The sequence below is a fragment of the Bacterioplanoides pacificum genome, from assembly GCF_042648445.1.
Lineage (GTDB): Bacteria > Pseudomonadota > Gammaproteobacteria > Pseudomonadales > Oceanobacteraceae > Bacterioplanoides > Bacterioplanoides pacificum.
The window spans coordinates 1-18139 of sequence record NZ_JBHRYB010000006.1 but is presented as its reverse complement, the minus strand read 5'-3'; the positions used below and the strand labels follow the sequence as shown (position 1 = coordinate 18139).

Sequence of the window (18139 nt, the reverse complement as noted above, 5' to 3'; positions counted from 1 at the left end):
CGCCACAGAATAGCAGACCTGTGGCGCTGACTCAGCAACGAATATCGTCCGCCGGGTCAGCTCTGTGTGATTGTTGCTGCATAAATTGCTGACGGGCACTGAGGTATTGCTCGCTGGCTTGTGCCCATTGCGCCTGGGGTAATGGCCGGGACCAGTGTAATACTTCCTGCGGCCAGGGGCGCAGTGCGGCAAAACGCAGAAAACAGCCGGAGACCAGATAAGGTATCTGCCACCAGAACAGCAGATGAAACAGGTAATAACCGCTCATGGTTATCCACGACTCACTGAAGTCGCGCAGATTAACCGTCAGCCAGCGTTTGTTGGCATTGTGTTTAAAAGCCTGCCACAACTCCCTGCGTTGCTGGCGGAAACTGTGCATATCCGGCAGTGGCTGTGATGGCGTCAGCCAGGCACCCTGAGGTTCGTCCATAAAGCGGCGGATGACTTCCCAGTGCCCTAAGGAAAAACTGCCGATTAACATGCTTTCGCCGCGATAAAAACACTGCAAGCTGTTGTCCTGCGGATTGTATTCCGCCAGCCGCAGGCCGTAGTCGTTCATCTTAATACGCGTTCCTGATGCGGTAGCGCCCTGGAAAACACCGCTGTAGATATAGGCAACCAGTTTTTCCCACGGCACATAACGAACCGTTTTACTGCCCGGTGGGCGATAACATAACTCGCGTCGCTGACGGTTAAAACGTACGGTTGAACGTCGTCGGCGGCGAAAAATCTGCCAGCCAAACAGCAGCGCAGAAATAACCAGTAATGCCGCGCAGGGGACCAGGGTCAGGATCAGGTCGAAGTGGTCAAAAACACCATCCTGCATACCAGAGGAAATAAAAATCGCACTAAACACGTATAACATAAAAATGACACTGCGCGTGTGCGAGGCAAAATCACCATCCAGGTCGCCAAAGCCGATATCCATCGTGACATCGTTCTGACGCAGAATCTGCTCCGCTGATAAAAAAAGATCATCGCTGCAGGAAACAACCGGTTGCGGCGATAAAAAAATCCCCGGACGACCATCCAGAGTCACGTTGTCGCCGGCTTGTGGAGGCGATGTCAGAAAAAGGCTCATGCCGCTGCTGAAGGTTAATTGATAGATGTCTTATTTTTACCCGGACGTTGTTTTTTTACCAGTGTTAAGCCGTCGCGGAGGACAACAGATTGTTACGGAAGTGACGGCGGTCACAAACCATAGACACTGCTTTCAGCGCTGGTTTACCATCGTCCTATCTGACTGTGAGGCATGAAACATGGCAATTGAAGCGGCACGTATTGAAATCTGCAATCTGACACTGGATCAGTATCCTCAGATCAAAGCCCTGATGGATGATGCTTATCCGGATCTGGGTGGTGCCTGGCCGCGCCATACCATTGAGCAGCTGATCGCTGATTTTCCGGAAGGGCAGTTAGGTATTCTCGACGAAGGTCAGCTGGTTGGCCTGGCGCTCAGCTTACAGGTTAAATACGCCCGTTTTTCCAACCCTCACACCTATGAAGATGTGGTGGGCTCCAACAATAAAATCAAAAGTGATAAAAACGGCGATGCCATGTATGGCCTGGATGTGGTGATTGGCAAAAGTCACCGCGGGTTGCGTCTCGGGCGGCGGTTATACGACGCCCGTAAAGAACTGTGCCGTCAGTATAATTTTCGTGCCATCCTCGCTGGTGGCCGTATTCCGCTGTATCGCGATCATAAAGATGAAATGACCCCGGCCGAATATATCGACCGGGTGGCACGGCGCGATATTTATGATCCGATTTTAAGCTTCCAGCTGGCCAATGATTTCCAGGTAAAGCGGCTGCTAAAAAAATACCTGCCAGAAGACGAAGACAGCTCAGGTTATGCCACCTTACTGGAATGGAATAATATTCTGTTTGAGCCCAAAGACACGGTGCTGGAGGCACGTAAAAGTACCGTTCGGGTTGGCTCAGTTCAGTGGCAGATGCGGACGGTAAACAGCGTCGAAGAGCTGTTATCCCAGGTGGAATATTTTGTCGATACGGTGTCTGATTATCAGAGCGACTTTATTGTTTTCCCGGAATTTTTTAATGCCCCGTTAATGGGGCTGGAAGAACACACCAACCAGACCGAAGCCATTCGGGCATTGGCTGAGTTCACTCCGTTGTTTCGCGAACGAATGTCGCAGATGGCGATCGAATACAATGCCAATATCATCACCGGCTCCATGCCACTGGCAGAAGGTGAACATATTTATAACGTTTCCTATTTATGTCATCGCAGTGGCCAGATTGACGAGCAGAAGAAAATTCATATCACCCCACACGAAAAAAATGACTGGGTGATTCAGGGGGGCGATAAAATATCGGTGTTTGAAACCGATGCCGGTAAAGTTGGCATTCTGATCTGCTACGACGTGGAGTTTCCGGAGCTGGGCCGGTTAATGGCAAAACAGGGGCTGGAAATTTTATTCGTACCCTTCTGGACTGACACGAAAAACAGTTATCTGCGGGTACGGCATTGTGCTCAGGCGCGGGCGATTGAAAATGAATGTTACGTGGTACTGGCCGGCAGTGTCGGCAATTTGCCTCAGGTCGAAAGTCTGGACGTGCAATACGGGCAATCGGCGATGTTATCGCCATCTGATTTTGCTTTTCCACACGATGCCATTTTATCGGAAGCAACTCCCAACACAGAGATGTTGCTGTTCTCTGATCTGGATCTGGATAAATTGCGGTTATTACACACCGAAGGCACGGTACGTAATCTGAAAGACCGGCGTGAGGATGTGTATCGTAATAATGCCGGTTAAGAAAATATCTCTGTTTCCGCTGCTGGCAGAAACAGAGAACTTGTGTGCGATGGCTTTATTCCACAGACAGGCTGGACATATCCATCACATAACGGTGAGCAATATCACCTTTACTCATAACCGCATAGGCGTCGTTCACCTGGTCCGGGCGGATAATTTCACAGATCGGGTGAATATCGTGTTCGGCACAGAAATCCAGCACCTCCTGAGTTTCTTTAATACCACCGATCAGAGAACCGGCTACCCGGCGCCGTCCCATCACCAGCGGTGCCGCGACAAATTCATCCATTGCACCGAGCTGGCCAACGATCACCAGAGTTCCGTCGACATCCAGCAGCGGAGAATATGGGGATACATCGTGTTTTACCGGTACGGTATCAATAATCAGGTCGAAGCTGGCGCTGGCCGCTTTCATGGCGCTTTTATCTGAGGATACCAGGATACCGTTAGCGCCCAGAGTTCTGGCTTCTTCGGCTTTTTTATCCGAGCGGCTTAATACCGTCACCTCAGCACCCATCGCCACCGCCAATTTGACCGCCATATGACCGAGGCCACCCAAACCAATCACACCAACGCGACTGCCCGGGCCAACCTTCCAGGTGCGTAGTGGTGAGAATGTGGTGATGCCGGCACATAAGATGGGTGCGGCGCGGGACATATCGAGGCCATCTGGAATGCGTAATACAAATTCTTCCCGCACCACGATGTGTTTGGAGTAGCCGCCCTGGGTGATCTCACCATCGATGCGGTCTTTGGAACCGTAGGTGCCGGTCATACCATGACGACAATATTGTTCTTCACCGTGATGACACTGGTCGCAATCCTGGCAGCTGTCGACCATACAACCAACACCGACCTGATCACCGACTTTGTAGTGTTTTACTGCGCTGCCAACTTCCAGTACGCGGCCAACAATTTCATGGCCCGGTACCAGAGGGTATGGTTGCGGGCCCCAGTCGCCGTTCACGGTATGTAAATCGGAATGGCAGATACCGCTGTAGAGAATTTCGATGGCCACGTCGTTAGGCCGTAAGGCCCGGCGTTCGAAATGGTAAGGCACCATATGTGCATCTGCGGAGTGTGCTGCGTAACCAACCGTTTTCATAGAAACTCCTAACGTTGTGTTTTACCAGGGGCTAAACAAACCATCTGAGTGGTGGAACGTCAAGCCAACTTAAATGTATTGTACGGCGCGTGGAACCTATCCGGCGTATACGAAACGGGCGATTACTTGCCTGATCCTCTCAGATGCGAGGTGATTGTGTTGTGCTCAGTCACCACCACAACCGCCGCTGTAGCTCCAGAACCTGGAAGTAATTCTTTATTTGTTGCTCGTCCATTATTATCGCTCTTATCGTAACGCCTGCTTAAACAAAACTGAGGAATTTGTTACGGCTTTCGGGCGGTAACAGCTCAACGGCCCCGGTCACTGCTGCGCTGATCTTCCGCTTACTGTTAACATTCTGAGGTTTTAATATTCAGTCCAGTCAATGCTGTTGCCGAACTGTTGTTCTGCCCGTTGCTGTTGCTGCCCCAGCCATTGTTCACGCTGCTGTTCATCTTCAATGTGACTGGCGATAACGCGAATGGCTTCGAACCACAACTGATATCCCTCTGAGGCACGATAAAACGACTCTGACGCTGAACTGAGAAACCACTCCTGCATCGCTGGCTGTTGGCGGAAAAGCTCGAACATCGGTTGCCTGAATTCATCTAATTGTTCCGTGCCATGCTGGCCACAGGCGGCACCAATACGTTCTGCCAACAAGCCTAAAACCGCTTTTGTTAAACCGTGTTGGTTAACAATGCTTTCAATATGTTCGAACTGATAAACTTCATGATCCATATCACTCAGTGCCAGCTGTTCACGGTACAGCGGGATATATTTTTCGTCTTTCATACACAGCACATAAGCGGCAAATTCACCCTGCTGACTATCATCCTCCTGCCATAATTCAGCTTCGTGCTGCTGACACCAACGGTTTACGTTGGTGATAAACTGCGCCAGTTTTTCTGCATTCTGTTCATCTTCAGCCAGAAGCCTGAAGGTTGCTTCTTCTTCTAACCGGGTACCGGCGACAAATACATCAATGTTAAAAGGCAGGCTGCCGAACTCGATATTAACGCCTGTGCTTTCGACCAGCTGGTCAATCCGGGCTGACAAATCGACATACTGCTCAGCCAGTTGCTGGCGGCTGTTGGCTGATTGCAGTTCGTCCAGTTCGATCTTAATTAGAATTTCACTGCGGTTATGATCAATGGTGGTTTTCATAGGTGTATGGTCCGGTTGTTGCGTCATGATGCCAGTAAATAGATGGCGCAAAATGACCGTCATGGCGTTACGGATATTTGATCATAATTGTATCAATAGTAGCAATGACTAACTTCACACTATGGTTATAGCGGCTGTCCGGATCAGTCGGATGCGCTTCGCAGGGACTCGCAATACAGGTGAATCAGCGGCACCACAAAAGGGCTGCCATACGCCAGTATCAGGGTATGAAAGTTGTAGGTTTCCATAGCTGGCAGCAGCTGGTGCAGCAACGACAGTAAGGATAAAACCGCCGCCAGAGTGCAGACAATCCAGCAAAAGCGACTGCTGTGATGGAGGTCTGCGCTCAGGAAGCGTAATGATAACCAGCTGCCGCACAGCAGCGCCGTGGCAATAAACAGGGCGATCAGTGTCTGCAACACGGTGGTATAACTGAACCCGGCTAATGCCCCGGAGAGAATAAATCCGCCCGCCAGCATCAGCCCCCACAAAGCGGGCCACATCAGAATCAGTATCTCGATAAAAAACAAAAACTTGCTGTATTTAAGTCGCATCGCGACAGCTTAACTCATCAGTCGCTGAAAAGCGCGCAGGCGCCGGACAGCATACACCGCGGCCAGTAACAGCAGTGCCGGCTTATTGCCTGTTGCCAGACACAAGGCAACGGCAGTAACGCCCAGGGTGTAAGTAATTGCTCGCTCAGGGGTGATATTCATAACGATTCCTGCCATCGGTTAAGATCCATTCTGCTGAATTATAAACAGCGTTTAAAATAAAGCTAGAATTTTAAACGCTGTTTATTATAATGCCGGACAAACTGTTAACCATGACACAGAAAGCGGCCCTGGCTGGCCGGAATAATGAAGGCAAACTGCATGGCACGTCGTAACGACCACACACACGAACAAATCCGTCAGCTGGCACTGGCCCGGCTGGGCGAACATCTGAGCAACGGACCGCTGGCTAATATGAGCCTGCGTAAGCTGGCCCAGGCGATTGGTTATTCGCCCGCCACTCTGATTAATGTGTTCGGCAGTTATGATCAGCTGTTGTTAAGCGCCAATGCTGATACTCTCGATCAGCTGGCGGCCCGTCTGATTGAACAGCAGCCACAGCAGGCCACACCACAACAGCAGTTATTGAGTTTCGCTGAGACTTATCTGCAGTTTGCCCGGCAACATCGTTACCGCTGGCAGTTATTGTTTGAACATCGCCTGCCGGATGAAGAAGCCGTACCGGACTGGCAGCAACAACGGATTAACCGTTTATTTGCGGTGATTGAGTCGGCCCTGGCACAGCTGGCGCCAACGCAGACGGCTCAGCAACTGCAACTGGCAGCACGCACCATCTGGGCGTCGGTGCATGGTATCTGTGCGCTGGCGCTGGATGATAAGCTGTTCGCCAGCAGCGATATCCGCGTTGAGAATATGATAGCGTCACTGATCCGGCATTATGTCAGTGACTGGCAACAGCAATAGCCGGATTAAACTCCCGGCACAGACAACAGCTCAGTGCTGTTTTACGGAACCCCGATCAGGACGACATTATGAGTGAACACAGTCAGTTTACCCTGTTAGCTAAACGCCGTTTTTTGCCTTATTTTTTAACCCAGGCACTGGGGGCGTTTAACGACAACTTATACAAAAATGCCTTGTTATTAATGATCGCTTTTGGTGGCATCAGCAGCGAAGAAAACAGTGCGCTGTTAACCAACCTGGCTGCCGGTATTTTTATTCTGCCGTTTTTCCTGTTTTCGCCGATTGCCGGGCAAATTGCCGACAAAATGGAAAAGTCGCAGTTAATTCGCTGGGTGAAAGGCCTGGAGTTACTGATTATGTCGTTGGCGGCTGTGTCGGTTCTGGCCGGCAATGTCTGGGGGCTGATGGCCTTGTTGTTCCTGATGGGGCTGCAGTCGGCCATTTTTGGTCCGGTGAAGTTTGCCTTATTACCACAACACCTGAGCCGCGATGAGCTGGTGGGCGGCAATGCACTGGTGGAGATGGGAACCTTTATTGCGATTCTCGGCGGTACCATTTGTGCCGGGGTGTTGTTTGATTTCAGCAACAGCAGCCAGTGGATTGCAGCCAGTGTGGTGGCGTTTGCGGTATTAGGGCTGCTCAGCAGCCGTTTTATTCCGACGGCAGCGGCGAATGATCCGGGGTTAACCATTAACTGGAACCCGTTCACCGAAGTGGTGAATACCCTGAAGCAGGCAAAGCAAAACCGCGCCGTGTTTTTATCCATCGTTGCCATCAGCTGGTTCTGGTTTATTGGCGCCAGTTATTTAACTCAGTTCCCGAATTTCTCAAAACAATACCTGGGTGGCTCAACCCAGCTGGTGACCCTGTTATTAACTCTGTTCTCACTGGGGGTCGCAGCGGGTTCATTGTTATGTGAACGTTTATCGGGTCATAAGGTTGAGCTGGGGATTGTGCCGATCGGTTCGATTGGTATGAGTGTGTTTGGCATTGATTTATGGTTTGCCATCGATCAGTTACAGGTCAGTGACGGTATGTCGGCCATGGCCTTTTTACAGGCCAGTGCTAATTGGCGGCTGATGATGGATATCGCGCTGGTCAGTGCTTTTGGTGGGTTATTTGTTGTACCACTGCAGGCGTTGATTCAGCAACGCAGCGACGATAAAAACCGGGCCCAGATTATCGCCGCGAATAACGTATTAAATGCGTTGTTTATGGTTGCCAGTGCGGCACTGGGGATTGTTTTGCTGGCGCTACTGGAATTATCCATTGGTGATTATTTCCTGGTGCTGGCGCTGATGAATCTGGCGGTGGCGGCCTATGTGTATGCTCAGGTACCGGAATTTGTATTGCGGTTCTGCATCTGGATATTAAGTCACACTATGTATCGGGTGTCGCATAAAGGGCTGGAAAATATTCCGGAGGAGGGCCCGGCGGTACTGGTGTGTAACCATGTCAGTTACGTTGATGCGTTATTAATCGCCGGTACTTATCAGCGTCCTATCCGGTTTGTGATGGATAAGACCATTGCCCAGATGCCTGGCTTAAAAACCTTTTTTAAATACGCCAAAACCATTCCGATCTGTTCACCCAAAGCCGATGCCGATATGTATGAAACGGCGTTTCAGCGCATTAAAGCTGAGCTGGAAGCCGGTGAGCTGGTGTGCATTTTTCCCGAAGGGAAACTTACCAAAGACGGCGATGTCGATGAATTTAAGAAAGGTATTGAACGTATTATCAGCGAAACGCCGGTGCCTGTGGTGCCAATGGCGCTGCAAGGCCTGTGGGGCAGTTTCTTTTCCCATAAAGACGGCCATGCGTTAACCACCAAACCAAAACGTTTCTGGTCTAAGGTATCGCTGACCGCCGGTGCTGCCGTCACCCCGGACAGCGTGACGGCGGATGGCTTGCGAGACAAAGTACTGGGATTAATGCAGTAACCCCGGCAGAATGCTGGCTGCTGAATTACAGCAGCTCAGCATCACCGTGATACAGCTCGGTTTTTTCCTCGATGGCAAACGCGCTGATCAGATCTTCATCGGGAAAGGTAATGCCTTGTCCTTCCTCCAGCAGGCCATCGATAACGGCGACAAAACAGGCCTCAGAAAACGCTTCTGCAACACACTTTAACGCTGCCTGAGGTGTGACGGCACGAACGTGATGGCAAAAGCTTTGTCCGGATTCTTCGTAAAAACCTAATACAGAATAGTGGTTCATCGTCATAACAATTTCCTTTGTGGATTTTCTGTGATTACGGCCATCTTTAGTCATTAACCGGCTGCACTTCGGGCATTGCATCAGAATTTCATCCGGTGTGATTCAAACCTGCCGGACTGTATCAGTTTTTGGTGCAATGATCCCGTGACTGAGTCAGATAAATAAATACCCCCAGCGCCAGTAACAGCAAAGCCGTGCTGGAAATAATGGCCACCGGATAATAGAGGTTGCCGGCCAGATCAAGCTGGCTGTATTTGATCACCATAATCAGACCTTCGAGCGATAACGCAACACACACGGTGCCGATAAAACGAGGCACTGTGCGGCGTAAGCTGGCAACCACATCATCCTCTTCTTCGCGTACCGAATATTCTTTATGAATCACCAGCGCCAGCTCAAACACAGCGAGAGCAATAATGCCGGTATTAATACTGCCGAGAAACACCTGCATCAGTTCGGTGCCACTGGTTAATTCCTGCCAGATATCACTGAATAATGAAAACACCAGTGCCAGCGTCAGTGCCATAAAAACGGCGGCAAATAAACGTGCAAAAGCAGAGCGAATCGTATAGTCGTCCAGACGAGGCATAACACATCCTGAGGTAACAAAAAGGTAACCTCAGGGTGCAAAAGTTGAGACCTGTTTGGTAGAGCAATGACATAAAGATGTGTATGTTTTTGTCATACAAACGGACACAGTCAGGCAGGGAGCACTGAACAAAAATTAACTGAACGACATAACACAGGTATCTGCATGACCCAGACAATCCGCACCCAGCGCCCCGCGAATCTGCTGAAGCATTCACTGGCGGCTGCAACACTGAGCCTTGTGATGGCTTTGCCGGCCCAGGCCGCCGGCTATCAGGCTGGTCTGATGACCGACTATCTGTTCCGTGGGCTGACCCGCACCGATCACGGTCCGGCGGTGTACCTGCAGGGAAAAACCCAGCGCGGTGATGCGTATGCATCGGTGAAAGCGATTAATATTGATACTCCGGATGGCGCCGAAGGCCTGCCGGTAGAGATGGACGTGTCGTTTGGTTATAACAACCGATTCGACAGCTTTAATATCGATGTGGAAGTTATTACTTACAACTTCCTGGTCGATAGCATGGCGGATGAAACCGAATTTAAACTGGGTACCCGCCTGGCAAAAGGACTGGACCTGGAGTTGTATCGTGGTATTAAAGGCAAAACCTGGTACCCGGAAATCAGCTATGAAAAATTCCTGAAAAACCGCTTATATCTGGATGGCTCTGTCGGCTTCTGGAAACAGGATGATGCTGATGATACCGCACTGACTGCGCGTCTTGAGCTGGGACGTGACTTCCCGGAATTTCACGGCATTGATATTTATGGCGGACTGGATTTTATCAGTGATTCCACGCCATTTGGCAACGATGCCGATAAAGACGATTCGGAGCTGGAATTCGTGTTAGGTATCCGTAAAAACTTCTGATCGTTCACGGCCGCTGGCCGCTGTTCGGTGACTAAACCCAGGCTCTGCAGTGTGCTGCAGAGCCTTTTTTGTGGCTGGAGGTTTGTCAATCCGACTGTTGCCCAGTGTTATCTGGCACAAATCACCTTCCGCCTTTGGTTGTTGTTTAGTAAATTGTCGATAACAACAACCCTGTGGAGAAGTATATGACTGCAATCTGGTTTGCGACCCCTGATATCGCCGATATGAACCGGCAAATGGAGAATACCGCCTGCAGCAATCTGGGTATCCGTATTACCGAAGTCGGGGATAACTGGGTAAAAGGCACCATGCCGGCCGATGAACGTACGTTTCAGCCGGTTGGTCTGGTTCATGGTGGTGCCAATGTATTATTCGCCGAAACCCTCGGCAGTATGGCGGCCAACCTGGTGCTGGATAACAGCAAAGAATACGCCGTTGGCCAGGAAATTAATGCCAACCACCTGCGGGGCGTGCGCAGTGGTGAACTCAGCGGCATCGCGACCATTGTTCACCGTGGCCGCAGTTCTCAGGTGTGGGAAATCCGCATCGTTAATGACGAAGGCAAACTGAGCTGTATCTCGCGTTTAACCATGGCAGTGATTGCGGCACAATAACCCGGCCGTGTAGCATAGGCGCCTGATGTTTATTAAGCGGGCGCCAGCATGGAATTTTCCGAATGTGTTTCCTTTATCCTGATCCGGGACGGCCAGGTGTTGTTGGAGCAACGCCGCGCTGATAAAGAATTCGACCCCGGCATGGTGATGATTCCCGGTGGTCATATGGAAGCGGGAGAAACCCAGCTGGATACGCTGGCGCGCGAGCTGCTGGAAGAACTGAATATTGAGGCTGAATCCGCCGGTTATGTGTGTTCGTTAATTCATACTGCAGAGTCGGCTGACAGCACTGAAGTTCAGCGGCTGCATTATTATCTGATCAGTGACTGGCAGGGGGAATTACAATGCCTGGAGGCGGAGGCGATATTCTGGCAGCCACTGGATCAGCTGGATTGCCTGGAGATACTGCCCGATCAGCTGGCGCTGGCCGAAGCGGCTCGGTTATACGCGCTGTAAGGCTGGAACCACACAGTCGCTATTAGTTAATTTTTATCTACGGATTGAATCACAGTGGCTTGTTATGTGATTGACGCAGGTAACAACACCATAAGTACACTCATTGCTAGCTGCATACCGACACCCGTAATTAATACAGTTAACAATATTATATAGATTTGTTTGAATTTAAGCTGTGGCATTAATTCATCAGTGAAGGTTTCAATCGCAGCCAGAGCTACAAAAAACAGTAGGGCCACAGAAACCACACCTACAACTTGCAACAGCATAGACTCTGTTTTTCTCGTTAATACGAAAATAACAGCTGTTACTCCAATCCATTCTAGCCAGCTAAACCATGCTGCGACATAGCCTCTTTAGAGAGTATTTAGACACCCACTCTAACGGAGTATTTGGAGTATTTAGGGAGTATTTAGACAGGGAGTATTTAGACACCCACTCTAGGGAGTATTTAGACACCCACTCTAACAACTTACCTTAATAATTTAAATCCGTGCATTACATAAAAGTCCAACCACTAACAGTGGTCAAACTGCCAACTTCCTCAGAGATTATTTAAGAAAATCGGGATTTTTAGGAATCTTGGAGCACACATAAAACTCAGCAGATGCTGACGTCAGGTGTAGCCGATTCAACGAAGCAGATGTTCAGCCAATGGCTGATTTACAACGGCTTAATCCTGGCGGTCGTTTGTAATTCAGCGTCTCGCAAGCGGCACGTAAGCTTTGCTCACCACCCGCAAACGTCCGGAAACACTCTTCAAAGCACTCGGTCATTTCCAACCACTGGCTATCGTCAATGCCGAGGCGAGTAAGGATATTCTCGGTGCTCTTCGATATGGCTCCGCGCTTATCATGCCTAAGAATTCGGCCAGTCCAGTCAACCAACTCAAGATAATCCGTCAGTTTCATCTGAATTCCCTGCGGGATGTTCTGACGGGGGTTGCCCACAAAAGGATGAAGCGTTTCAACTTGCTGAGCTTTGTGATTGGGATTGGTTGATTTTTTCGCCGCGTCACAGCGCCGTTTTATCGATGTGTATTCTGATGCTTCAGGAGTCTTTGAAATATTAGCTCTCACGGGGTTCAGATCAACATAGGCCATACACGCCGCCAGAGCGGCTTCATCCAGCAAAGCCTGGCTCTTAAACCGTCCTTCCCAAAATCGGCCAGAACAGCCATCTTCGATGTTCGCTTCTCGGGCAATCGCTTCGTTCAACACTCTCATAAACCAGCTAATACTCGACAAGCGGGAACGCCATTCTTCAATGTAAATCTGAAGTCTGGCTCGCTGAGCATGATCAAGCTTTTCGCCTTTTATAAACTTCTGCGAAAACAAATTTCCTTTAAACAGGTGATGCCAACGCTCAATCACTTCGATATCGCTCCAGGTTTTCGCTCTTCTGGCATCGATGAATAACACCACATGGTAGTGGTTGCTCATAATCGCATAAGCTGCGATATCGATAGCAAAGATCTCAGGCAGACTTAGTAGTTTGTCTTCCAGCCAGCCACGGCGATGTTCGTAACACTGCCCTGACAGGTGGTCCGTCCCGCATAAGAATGCCCGACGAACACAGCGTGAAACACAGTGATAGTAAGGCGTAGCGTCTAGCGAGACCTGCTGCTTTCTTGGCTTGGGCATGAGTCTTCTCCTGAAACGGTTTTTTCAGGTTAGTCCATGCCGTTAAACGATCAATACGAGAGAAGTGCTAGGGTGGGTGTCCTGTTTATCGCTCTGTTTATCGCCCCAGCGTGAAACGCAGTGATAGTAAGGCGTAGCGTCTAGCGAGACCTGTTGTTTTCTTGGCTTAGGCATGAGTCTTCTCCTGAAACGGTTTTTTCAGGTTAGTCCATGCCGTTAAACGATCAATACGAGAGAAGTGCTAGGGTGGGTGTCCTGTTTATCTTCGTTTTATAAACTTCTGTGAAAACAAATTTCCTTTAAACAGGTGATGCCAACGCTCAATCACTTCGATATCGCTCCAGGTTTTCGCTCTTCTGGCATCGATGAATAACACCACATGGTAGTGGTTGCTCATAATCGCATAAGCTGCGATATCGATAGCAAAGATCTCAGGCAGACTTAGTAGTTTGTCTTCCAGCCAGCCACGGCGATGTTCGTAACACTGCCCTGACAGGTGGTCCGTCCCGCATAAGAATGCCCGACGAACACAGCGTGAAACGCAGTGATAGTAAGGCGTAGCGTCTAGCGAGACCTGTTGTTTTCTTGGCTTAGGCATGAGTCTTCTCCTGAAACGGTTTTTTCAGGTTAGTCCATGCCGTTAAACGATCAATACGAGAGAAATGCTAGGGTGGGTGTCCTGTTTATCCTATCCTGTTTATCCTTAAATTATTCATCGTCTACTACTAACCCCATATAACGCCTGCCAGCAACGGCGAGTGAAACGAGTCCAGCCAGCTTGCTGGCGAATTGGCTAGCTTTGTTATGCATCTTCTGACGAAGCTAATTTGTGAATAAGCTTCCCATGTCTCAAAAAATAATAAGATACGAAACTAAACAAGGTTAGTTGAGCAATCGCAGTAAAACCTTTAGCAATAGCAGCTTCTCTAAGTGAAGCGGCTAATTTCGGAATGTCACTTGCGTCTTGAGTAGAAAATGACATCTTAATATAGGCATACATATTGCCAATCGCTTCAGGTATGGCGATAACAGCGAGTACAAATAGATAGATACCAAATATCCTTATTGCGACCCAGATCCATTCATCCTTTGTCATAAATACTCCTTGATTGCTGGTCCTATCCACGAAAAGTAGAAAGGTTATCTAGCCAGATTGTCTGGACAACCATCTTAACAGTTTACCTTAATAATTTAAATCCGTGCATTGCATAAAAGCCCAGCAACCACAGTGGCCATACTTCCAACTGCCTCAGAAATTATTCAAGAAAATCGGTATTTTTAGGAATCTTGGAGCACACATAAAACTCAGCGGATTCTGATGTCAGGTGTAGCCAATATAACGAAGCAGGTTCTCAGCCAATAGCTGATTTACAACGGCTTAACCCTGGCGGTCGGGCGTAGCGTCTAGCGAGACCTTCTGCTTTTTTGGTTTAGACATGAGTCTTCTCCTGAAACGGTTTTTCAGGTTGGTTTATGCCGTTAAACGATCAATACGAGAGAAGCGCTAGGGTGGGTGTCCGTTTATCTTCTGAAAAAGCTCTCAGCAACAGCGTTATCGTGACAGTTCCCCCTTCCACTCATGCTGCCTTTTAAATTGTGCTCTTTTAAAAAATCACTCCAGTCATGGCTGGTATATTGGCTTCCCTGATCTGAGTGAATCAGCACTTCTTCCTTTGGATTGCGACGCCATACCGCCATGAGTAACGCATCCAGTACCAGTTCCTTCGTCATTCTTGGTCCCATTGCCCAGCCAATGATACGCCGTGAAAATAAATCCATAACGGCTGCCAAGTAGAGCCAGCCCTCGTGAGTTCGAATATAAGTAATATCCGTTACCCATGAATGATCTGGTTTATCAGGGTTAAACTGCCGGCTCAGCGTGTTAGCAGTGACGATATGACTTTCTCCGGCTTTATAGCGGGGCTTTCGGTAACCAACTTGAGCTTTTAAGCCTTCTTGCTTCATTAGCCGATGCACACGATTACCTCCGCAAAGTTCACCATGATCGCGAATATCCAAATGGATTTTTCGGTAACCATAAACACAACCAGATTCTAACCAGAACTGTTTGATTAGACCGCTCAGCTGCCCATTACGCTTTTGCCGTTTCGACTTAGGTCTTTTCAGCCAGGCATAATACCCACTAGGATGAACATCAAATAGTGAGCACAACCGCCGTAAAGACACTGTGCTCTGATATTCACGGATAAAGGCGTATCTTAATCGGGGTGCTTTGCAAAGTACGCCGCGGCTTTTTTTAACAGATCACGCTCTTCGGTGACTCGCTGAAGTTCTTTCTTCAGACGGCGAATCTCAGCTGCCTCGGCTGCAGCTTGATTATGTTGGTCAGCATCAGGGCCGTAGCGTTTAATCCAGGCGTACAGGCTGTGAGTAGTGGTTCCAAGTCGCTCCGCCACATCGGCAACGCTATGACCGGCAACCGTCACTTGCTTCACAGCTTCAATCTTAAATTCTTCGGGATATCGTTTGTTGCTCATGCACACCTCTGTTTGAGTCATTTTCTCTAACTAAAAGGTGTCTAGCAAACTGGTGGCGATTCAGTTATGATTGCTTGTTAATCTGTATATACCTCCGCGTAGAGTTATCTCAGCTACCTGGTATATACTTAGCTGGCGCGGAGCGCCTGTTGTTGGTTGAAGCCGCGTAATCCTAATTAATGGAAGTTGAAGTTCAATATAAAGCCTGGTTGTTGTCTGTATATTGATCGATTTGGAAGCAATTTTGACTTAAAGGAAATAGTTCACTGACCATGTCTTTCAAAAATCTTAGTAAAATTATTTTTATCAAAGCAATTCTGCTAGTTACGTATGGGTGCAGCAGTATTAATGTGAACCCTAACTCTAAAGCAGTGGATTGTAGCCTTTATAAAGGCAATCAAATTATTAAAGACTCAAAGCATACCTCCAGACTGAAAACCAAAGATGGTCGAGTATTTGATGTCATTAGCTTCGGAAGGCTGGAAAATCAGACGCCCTTAAGTATTCATTATGGTAGGGGGTGCTACTTGGATCTATTAAATGATGTAAGCCACATTGAACGAGTAGATGACAAACAACAGAAGGTAACGCTTAGAAACGGTTCAGAGATTCTTATAGGAACTTATGAACTGGACGAAAAGTTGAAGTCACCATATAGCCATCAGGCGTGGCCGCTTATTATCGCTGATGAAGGTAATAAGGGGATTAAATACGCACCTAAAGTAATACATCCGTTCAAAGAGCTTGAAAGACTTGATATACGGAACAAGCCTCTTGCTGATGATATTCATAAGGTATTTGTAACTCAAAGAGATAATGAAGTTGATGCAATTCGAAAAGCAAATGAAGAGTATAAGAGGCAAGTTGAAGCGTTCCGGTTAGCAAAGATCGAACAACGAAAAAAAGAAAGAGAGCAGGAAAGAATAAAACAGCAGGAGTTGAAAAAACGTAATCGCGAGATAATATCTAACCGAAGCAATATAGGTATCCAGATCTGTAGAAATGGTATGTTGACGTATAAGGATACTGGGTATCGAAATCGTCAAGAACCTGGGCAGCTTATAGGGTTTTTAGAAGATGTCTCTCCTGATAAATTAAGACTTAAGTTCTCAGTTCATAGCCATGCAACCCCTAAGGGGCATCTTAAATATTACGCAAGTACCATTCCACAGCTCGGCAATTTTACGGCGGAGAGAGGAGCAGTCTATTGGGATAAAATTCAGAACTGGCACCCTTGTGGTAATTAATAATTGTTAACATACTTTTGAAGGAGTAAATATGAAAAAATACTTATTACTAGCGGCCTCAATCTTTGTGGCAAGCTGCGCTAGCACCGTTATGAATAGCTACCCTGTTGACGGCGAAGACTTTGTTTCAGTGCCTAAAGGGCACTCTTTGGAGGAAATAACCTCTAGATTCCATGCCAATCTGAAGAGATCTATTGGAATCCAGCCGATATATAGAACGACAGCAACGACTAAGGTTTATTTTAAGGACTATATATCGAAGCAAAGATGTGAATCCCAGTATTTATGTGAGATTAAGTTTACATACAGGGGGGGGGAGCGAACTAATTCGATGGGAAAGGATTACTCCACTCAGGTTATTGATATTATCCTCGAAACCTCTCCAGACGGAAAATCAGTAACTGTAACGTATCCAACTTCTGTAGCTACTACTGCTAAAAGAAACCTGATTGGTATGAAGTTAGATCTTGCGTTAAGTGATAATGAAGCTAAAAGAATACTGAATCAAATCAGACAAACCCCACTCCATTGAGAAATTACTTCTAAGTCTCATATGGATCAATAGATCAGAGGCTGTAGATAAAACTGTGTAACTGCTTATCATCCCCTAACCATCAGGATAAGCAGTTATGAACAAGAAAGACCTTGAAGCCTTTGCACTCGAAGCCGCCAAAGGCATTAAAACTCAGGAAGATCTCGCAGACTTCCAGAAAATGCTCACCAAAGTCACCGTAGAAGCAGCACTGAATGCTGAGTTGGATGATCATCTGGGCTACGAAAAACACCAATCCAATGATAATCCCAACAGCCGCAATGGCCGATCACGGAAGACCGTTATTACCGATCATGGCGAAGTAGATATTGAAACACCACGGGATCGTGACGGGTCATTTTCCCCCAAGCTGGTGAAGAAGCAACAAACCCGCTTCACCTCCATGGATGACCGCATTCTCAGCCTGTACGCCAAAGGTTTAAGTACGCGAGATATCGTCGCCACTTTCAAAGAAATGTACGATGCGGATGTCTCTCCCAGCCTGATTTCGAAGGTAACCGATTCCGTTATTGATCAGGTTATTGAATGGCAGTCGCGGACAATTATTCAGACACCCACTCTTGATTATTTAGACACCCACTCTAACAACTTACCTTAATAATTTAAATCCGTGCATCACATAAAAGTCCAGCTACCAACAGTGGACAGACTTCAAGATGCCTTAGATATTATTCGAGAAAATCGGGATTTTTAGGAATCCGGGAGCATACATAAAACTCAGCGGATGCTGATGTCAGACGTAGCCGATTTAACGAAGCAGATGTTCAGCCAATGGCTGATTTACAACGGCTTAATTGTAGTAGTTCAGACTCGATCTGACAGTCGCCCGTTTTAAGCTGGTGTCTGTCAGATTAAATCTGGGTTAATTTCTTTTCAGCCCAGATTCGTTTTCCATCAAGTAATGTTTCCAACGGCGTTCTAC

The 18139-nt window shown here is 48.0% G+C and carries 18 protein-coding genes and 3 pseudogenes; 9 read left to right on the top strand and 12 right to left on the bottom strand.

All coding sequences use genetic code 11. From position 1 onward, the window contains the following. Window positions 1-31: 31 nt before the first annotated feature. Window positions 32-1081, bottom strand: coding sequence for a hypothetical protein (locus tag ACFOMG_RS09440; RefSeq protein WP_376866243.1), 1050 nt, complete (start codon window positions 1079-1081; stop codon window positions 32-34). Between the two features lie 178 nt (window positions 1082-1259). Here ACFOMG_RS09440 and ACFOMG_RS09435 point away from each other — a divergent pair, with 178 nt between their 5' ends. Further along, window positions 1260-2780: a carbon-nitrogen hydrolase family protein gene (locus tag ACFOMG_RS09435; RefSeq protein ID WP_376866242.1), complete on the top strand. Its 1521-nt coding sequence runs from the start codon at window positions 1260-1262 to the stop codon at window positions 2778-2780. Window positions 2781-2835: 55 nt separating this feature from the next. Here ACFOMG_RS09435 and ACFOMG_RS09430 read toward each other — a convergent pair whose 3' ends face one another. From ACFOMG_RS09430 to ACFOMG_RS09415, 4 genes are all read right to left on the bottom strand, one after another. Further along, entirely contained in the window at window positions 2836-3885 is a 1050-nt protein-coding gene (locus ACFOMG_RS09430) for an NAD(P)-dependent alcohol dehydrogenase (protein WP_376866240.1), read from the bottom strand. Between the two features lie 366 nt (window positions 3886-4251). After that, the gene (locus ACFOMG_RS09425; protein ID WP_376866239.1) at window positions 4252-5115 is read right to left on the bottom strand and encodes a hypothetical protein; all 864 of its coding nucleotides are present in this window, start codon (window positions 5113-5115) and stop codon (window positions 4252-4254) included. Between the two features lie 80 nt (window positions 5116-5195). Continuing rightward, entirely contained in the window at window positions 5196-5606 is a 411-nt protein-coding gene (locus ACFOMG_RS09420) for a hypothetical protein (RefSeq protein WP_376866237.1), read from the bottom strand. Window positions 5607-5615: 9 nt separating this feature from the next. Continuing rightward, window positions 5616-5768, bottom strand: coding sequence for a hypothetical protein (locus ACFOMG_RS09415; protein WP_376866235.1), 153 nt, complete (start codon window positions 5766-5768; stop codon window positions 5616-5618). 159 nt (window positions 5769-5927) lie between these two features. Here ACFOMG_RS09415 and ACFOMG_RS09410 point away from each other — a divergent pair, with 159 nt between their 5' ends. Next, entirely contained in the window at window positions 5928-6530 is a 603-nt protein-coding gene (locus tag ACFOMG_RS09410) for a TetR/AcrR family transcriptional regulator (RefSeq protein ID WP_376866234.1), read from the top strand. Window positions 6531-6598: 68 nt separating this feature from the next. After that, entirely contained in the window at window positions 6599-8470 is a 1872-nt protein-coding gene (locus ACFOMG_RS09405) for an MFS transporter (RefSeq protein WP_376866233.1), read from the top strand. A 25-nt stretch (window positions 8471-8495) separates the two neighbouring features. Here the strand turns inward: ACFOMG_RS09405 and ACFOMG_RS09400 are convergent, their stop codons facing one another. Beyond that, entirely contained in the window at window positions 8496-8753 is a 258-nt protein-coding gene (locus tag ACFOMG_RS09400; protein ID WP_376866232.1) for a hypothetical protein, read from the bottom strand. Between the two features lie 115 nt (window positions 8754-8868). After that, window positions 8869-9336, bottom strand: coding sequence for a hypothetical protein (locus ACFOMG_RS09395; RefSeq protein WP_376866231.1), 468 nt, complete (start codon window positions 9334-9336; stop codon window positions 8869-8871). Window positions 9337-9501: 165 nt separating this feature from the next. Here ACFOMG_RS09395 and ACFOMG_RS09390 point away from each other — a divergent pair, with 165 nt between their 5' ends. The 3 genes from ACFOMG_RS09390 to ACFOMG_RS09380 all read left to right on the top strand — a co-directional run bounded on the left by ACFOMG_RS09390 (window position 9502) and on the right by ACFOMG_RS09380 (window position 11276). Then, window positions 9502-10206, top strand: a complete 705-nt coding sequence (locus tag ACFOMG_RS09390; protein WP_376866230.1) for a TorF family putative porin — start codon at window positions 9502-9504, stop codon at window positions 10204-10206. A 185-nt stretch (window positions 10207-10391) separates the two neighbouring features. Continuing rightward, window positions 10392-10820: a hotdog fold thioesterase gene (locus tag ACFOMG_RS09385; protein ID WP_376866229.1), complete on the top strand. Its 429-nt coding sequence runs from the start codon at window positions 10392-10394 to the stop codon at window positions 10818-10820. 48 nt (window positions 10821-10868) lie between these two features. Then, the gene (locus ACFOMG_RS09380) at window positions 10869-11276 is read left to right on the top strand and encodes an NUDIX domain-containing protein (protein WP_376866227.1); all 408 of its coding nucleotides are present in this window, start codon (window positions 10869-10871) and stop codon (window positions 11274-11276) included. Between the two features lie 62 nt (window positions 11277-11338). Here the strand turns inward: ACFOMG_RS09380 and ACFOMG_RS09375 are convergent, their stop codons facing one another. The 5 genes and pseudogenes from ACFOMG_RS09375 to ACFOMG_RS09355 all read right to left on the bottom strand — a co-directional run. Next, window positions 11339-11545 carry a hypothetical protein gene (locus ACFOMG_RS09375; protein WP_376866225.1) on the bottom strand — a complete coding sequence of 69 codons (207 nt, stop codon included), beginning with the start codon at window positions 11543-11545 and terminating at the stop codon, window positions 11339-11341. A gap of 378 nt (window positions 11546-11923) precedes the next feature. Continuing rightward, window positions 11924-12919: an alpha-amylase family glycosyl hydrolase gene (locus ACFOMG_RS09370; RefSeq protein WP_376866223.1), complete on the bottom strand. Its 996-nt coding sequence runs from the start codon at window positions 12917-12919 to the stop codon at window positions 11924-11926. A gap of 268 nt (window positions 12920-13187) precedes the next feature. Then, a pseudogene (locus tag ACFOMG_RS09365) lies at window positions 13188-13517 on the bottom strand (transposase); the annotation flags it as partial. A gap of 204 nt (window positions 13518-13721) precedes the next feature. Beyond that, window positions 13722-14015 carry a hypothetical protein gene (locus ACFOMG_RS09360; RefSeq protein ID WP_376866222.1) on the bottom strand — a complete coding sequence of 98 codons (294 nt, stop codon included), beginning with the start codon at window positions 14013-14015 and terminating at the stop codon, window positions 13722-13724. Between the two features lie 431 nt (window positions 14016-14446). Beyond that, window positions 14447-15417: pseudogene (locus tag ACFOMG_RS09355) on the bottom strand (IS3 family transposase); the annotation flags it as partial. A 272-nt stretch (window positions 15418-15689) separates the two neighbouring features. On the opposite strand from ACFOMG_RS09355, the gene ACFOMG_RS09350 reads away from it, so the two are divergent. The 3 genes and pseudogenes from ACFOMG_RS09350 to ACFOMG_RS09340 all read left to right on the top strand — a co-directional run. Then, complete coding sequence (locus tag ACFOMG_RS09350) at window positions 15690-16664, top strand: hypothetical protein (RefSeq protein ID WP_376866221.1); 975 nt, start codon at window positions 15690-15692, stop codon at window positions 16662-16664. 31 nt (window positions 16665-16695) lie between these two features. After that, the gene (locus ACFOMG_RS09345; RefSeq protein ID WP_376866220.1) at window positions 16696-17196 is read left to right on the top strand and encodes a hypothetical protein; all 501 of its coding nucleotides are present in this window, start codon (window positions 16696-16698) and stop codon (window positions 17194-17196) included. Between the two features lie 97 nt (window positions 17197-17293). Next, window positions 17294-17791 (top strand): annotated as a pseudogene (locus tag ACFOMG_RS09340) (transposase); the annotation flags it as partial. Window positions 17792-18139: the final 348 nt, after the last annotated feature.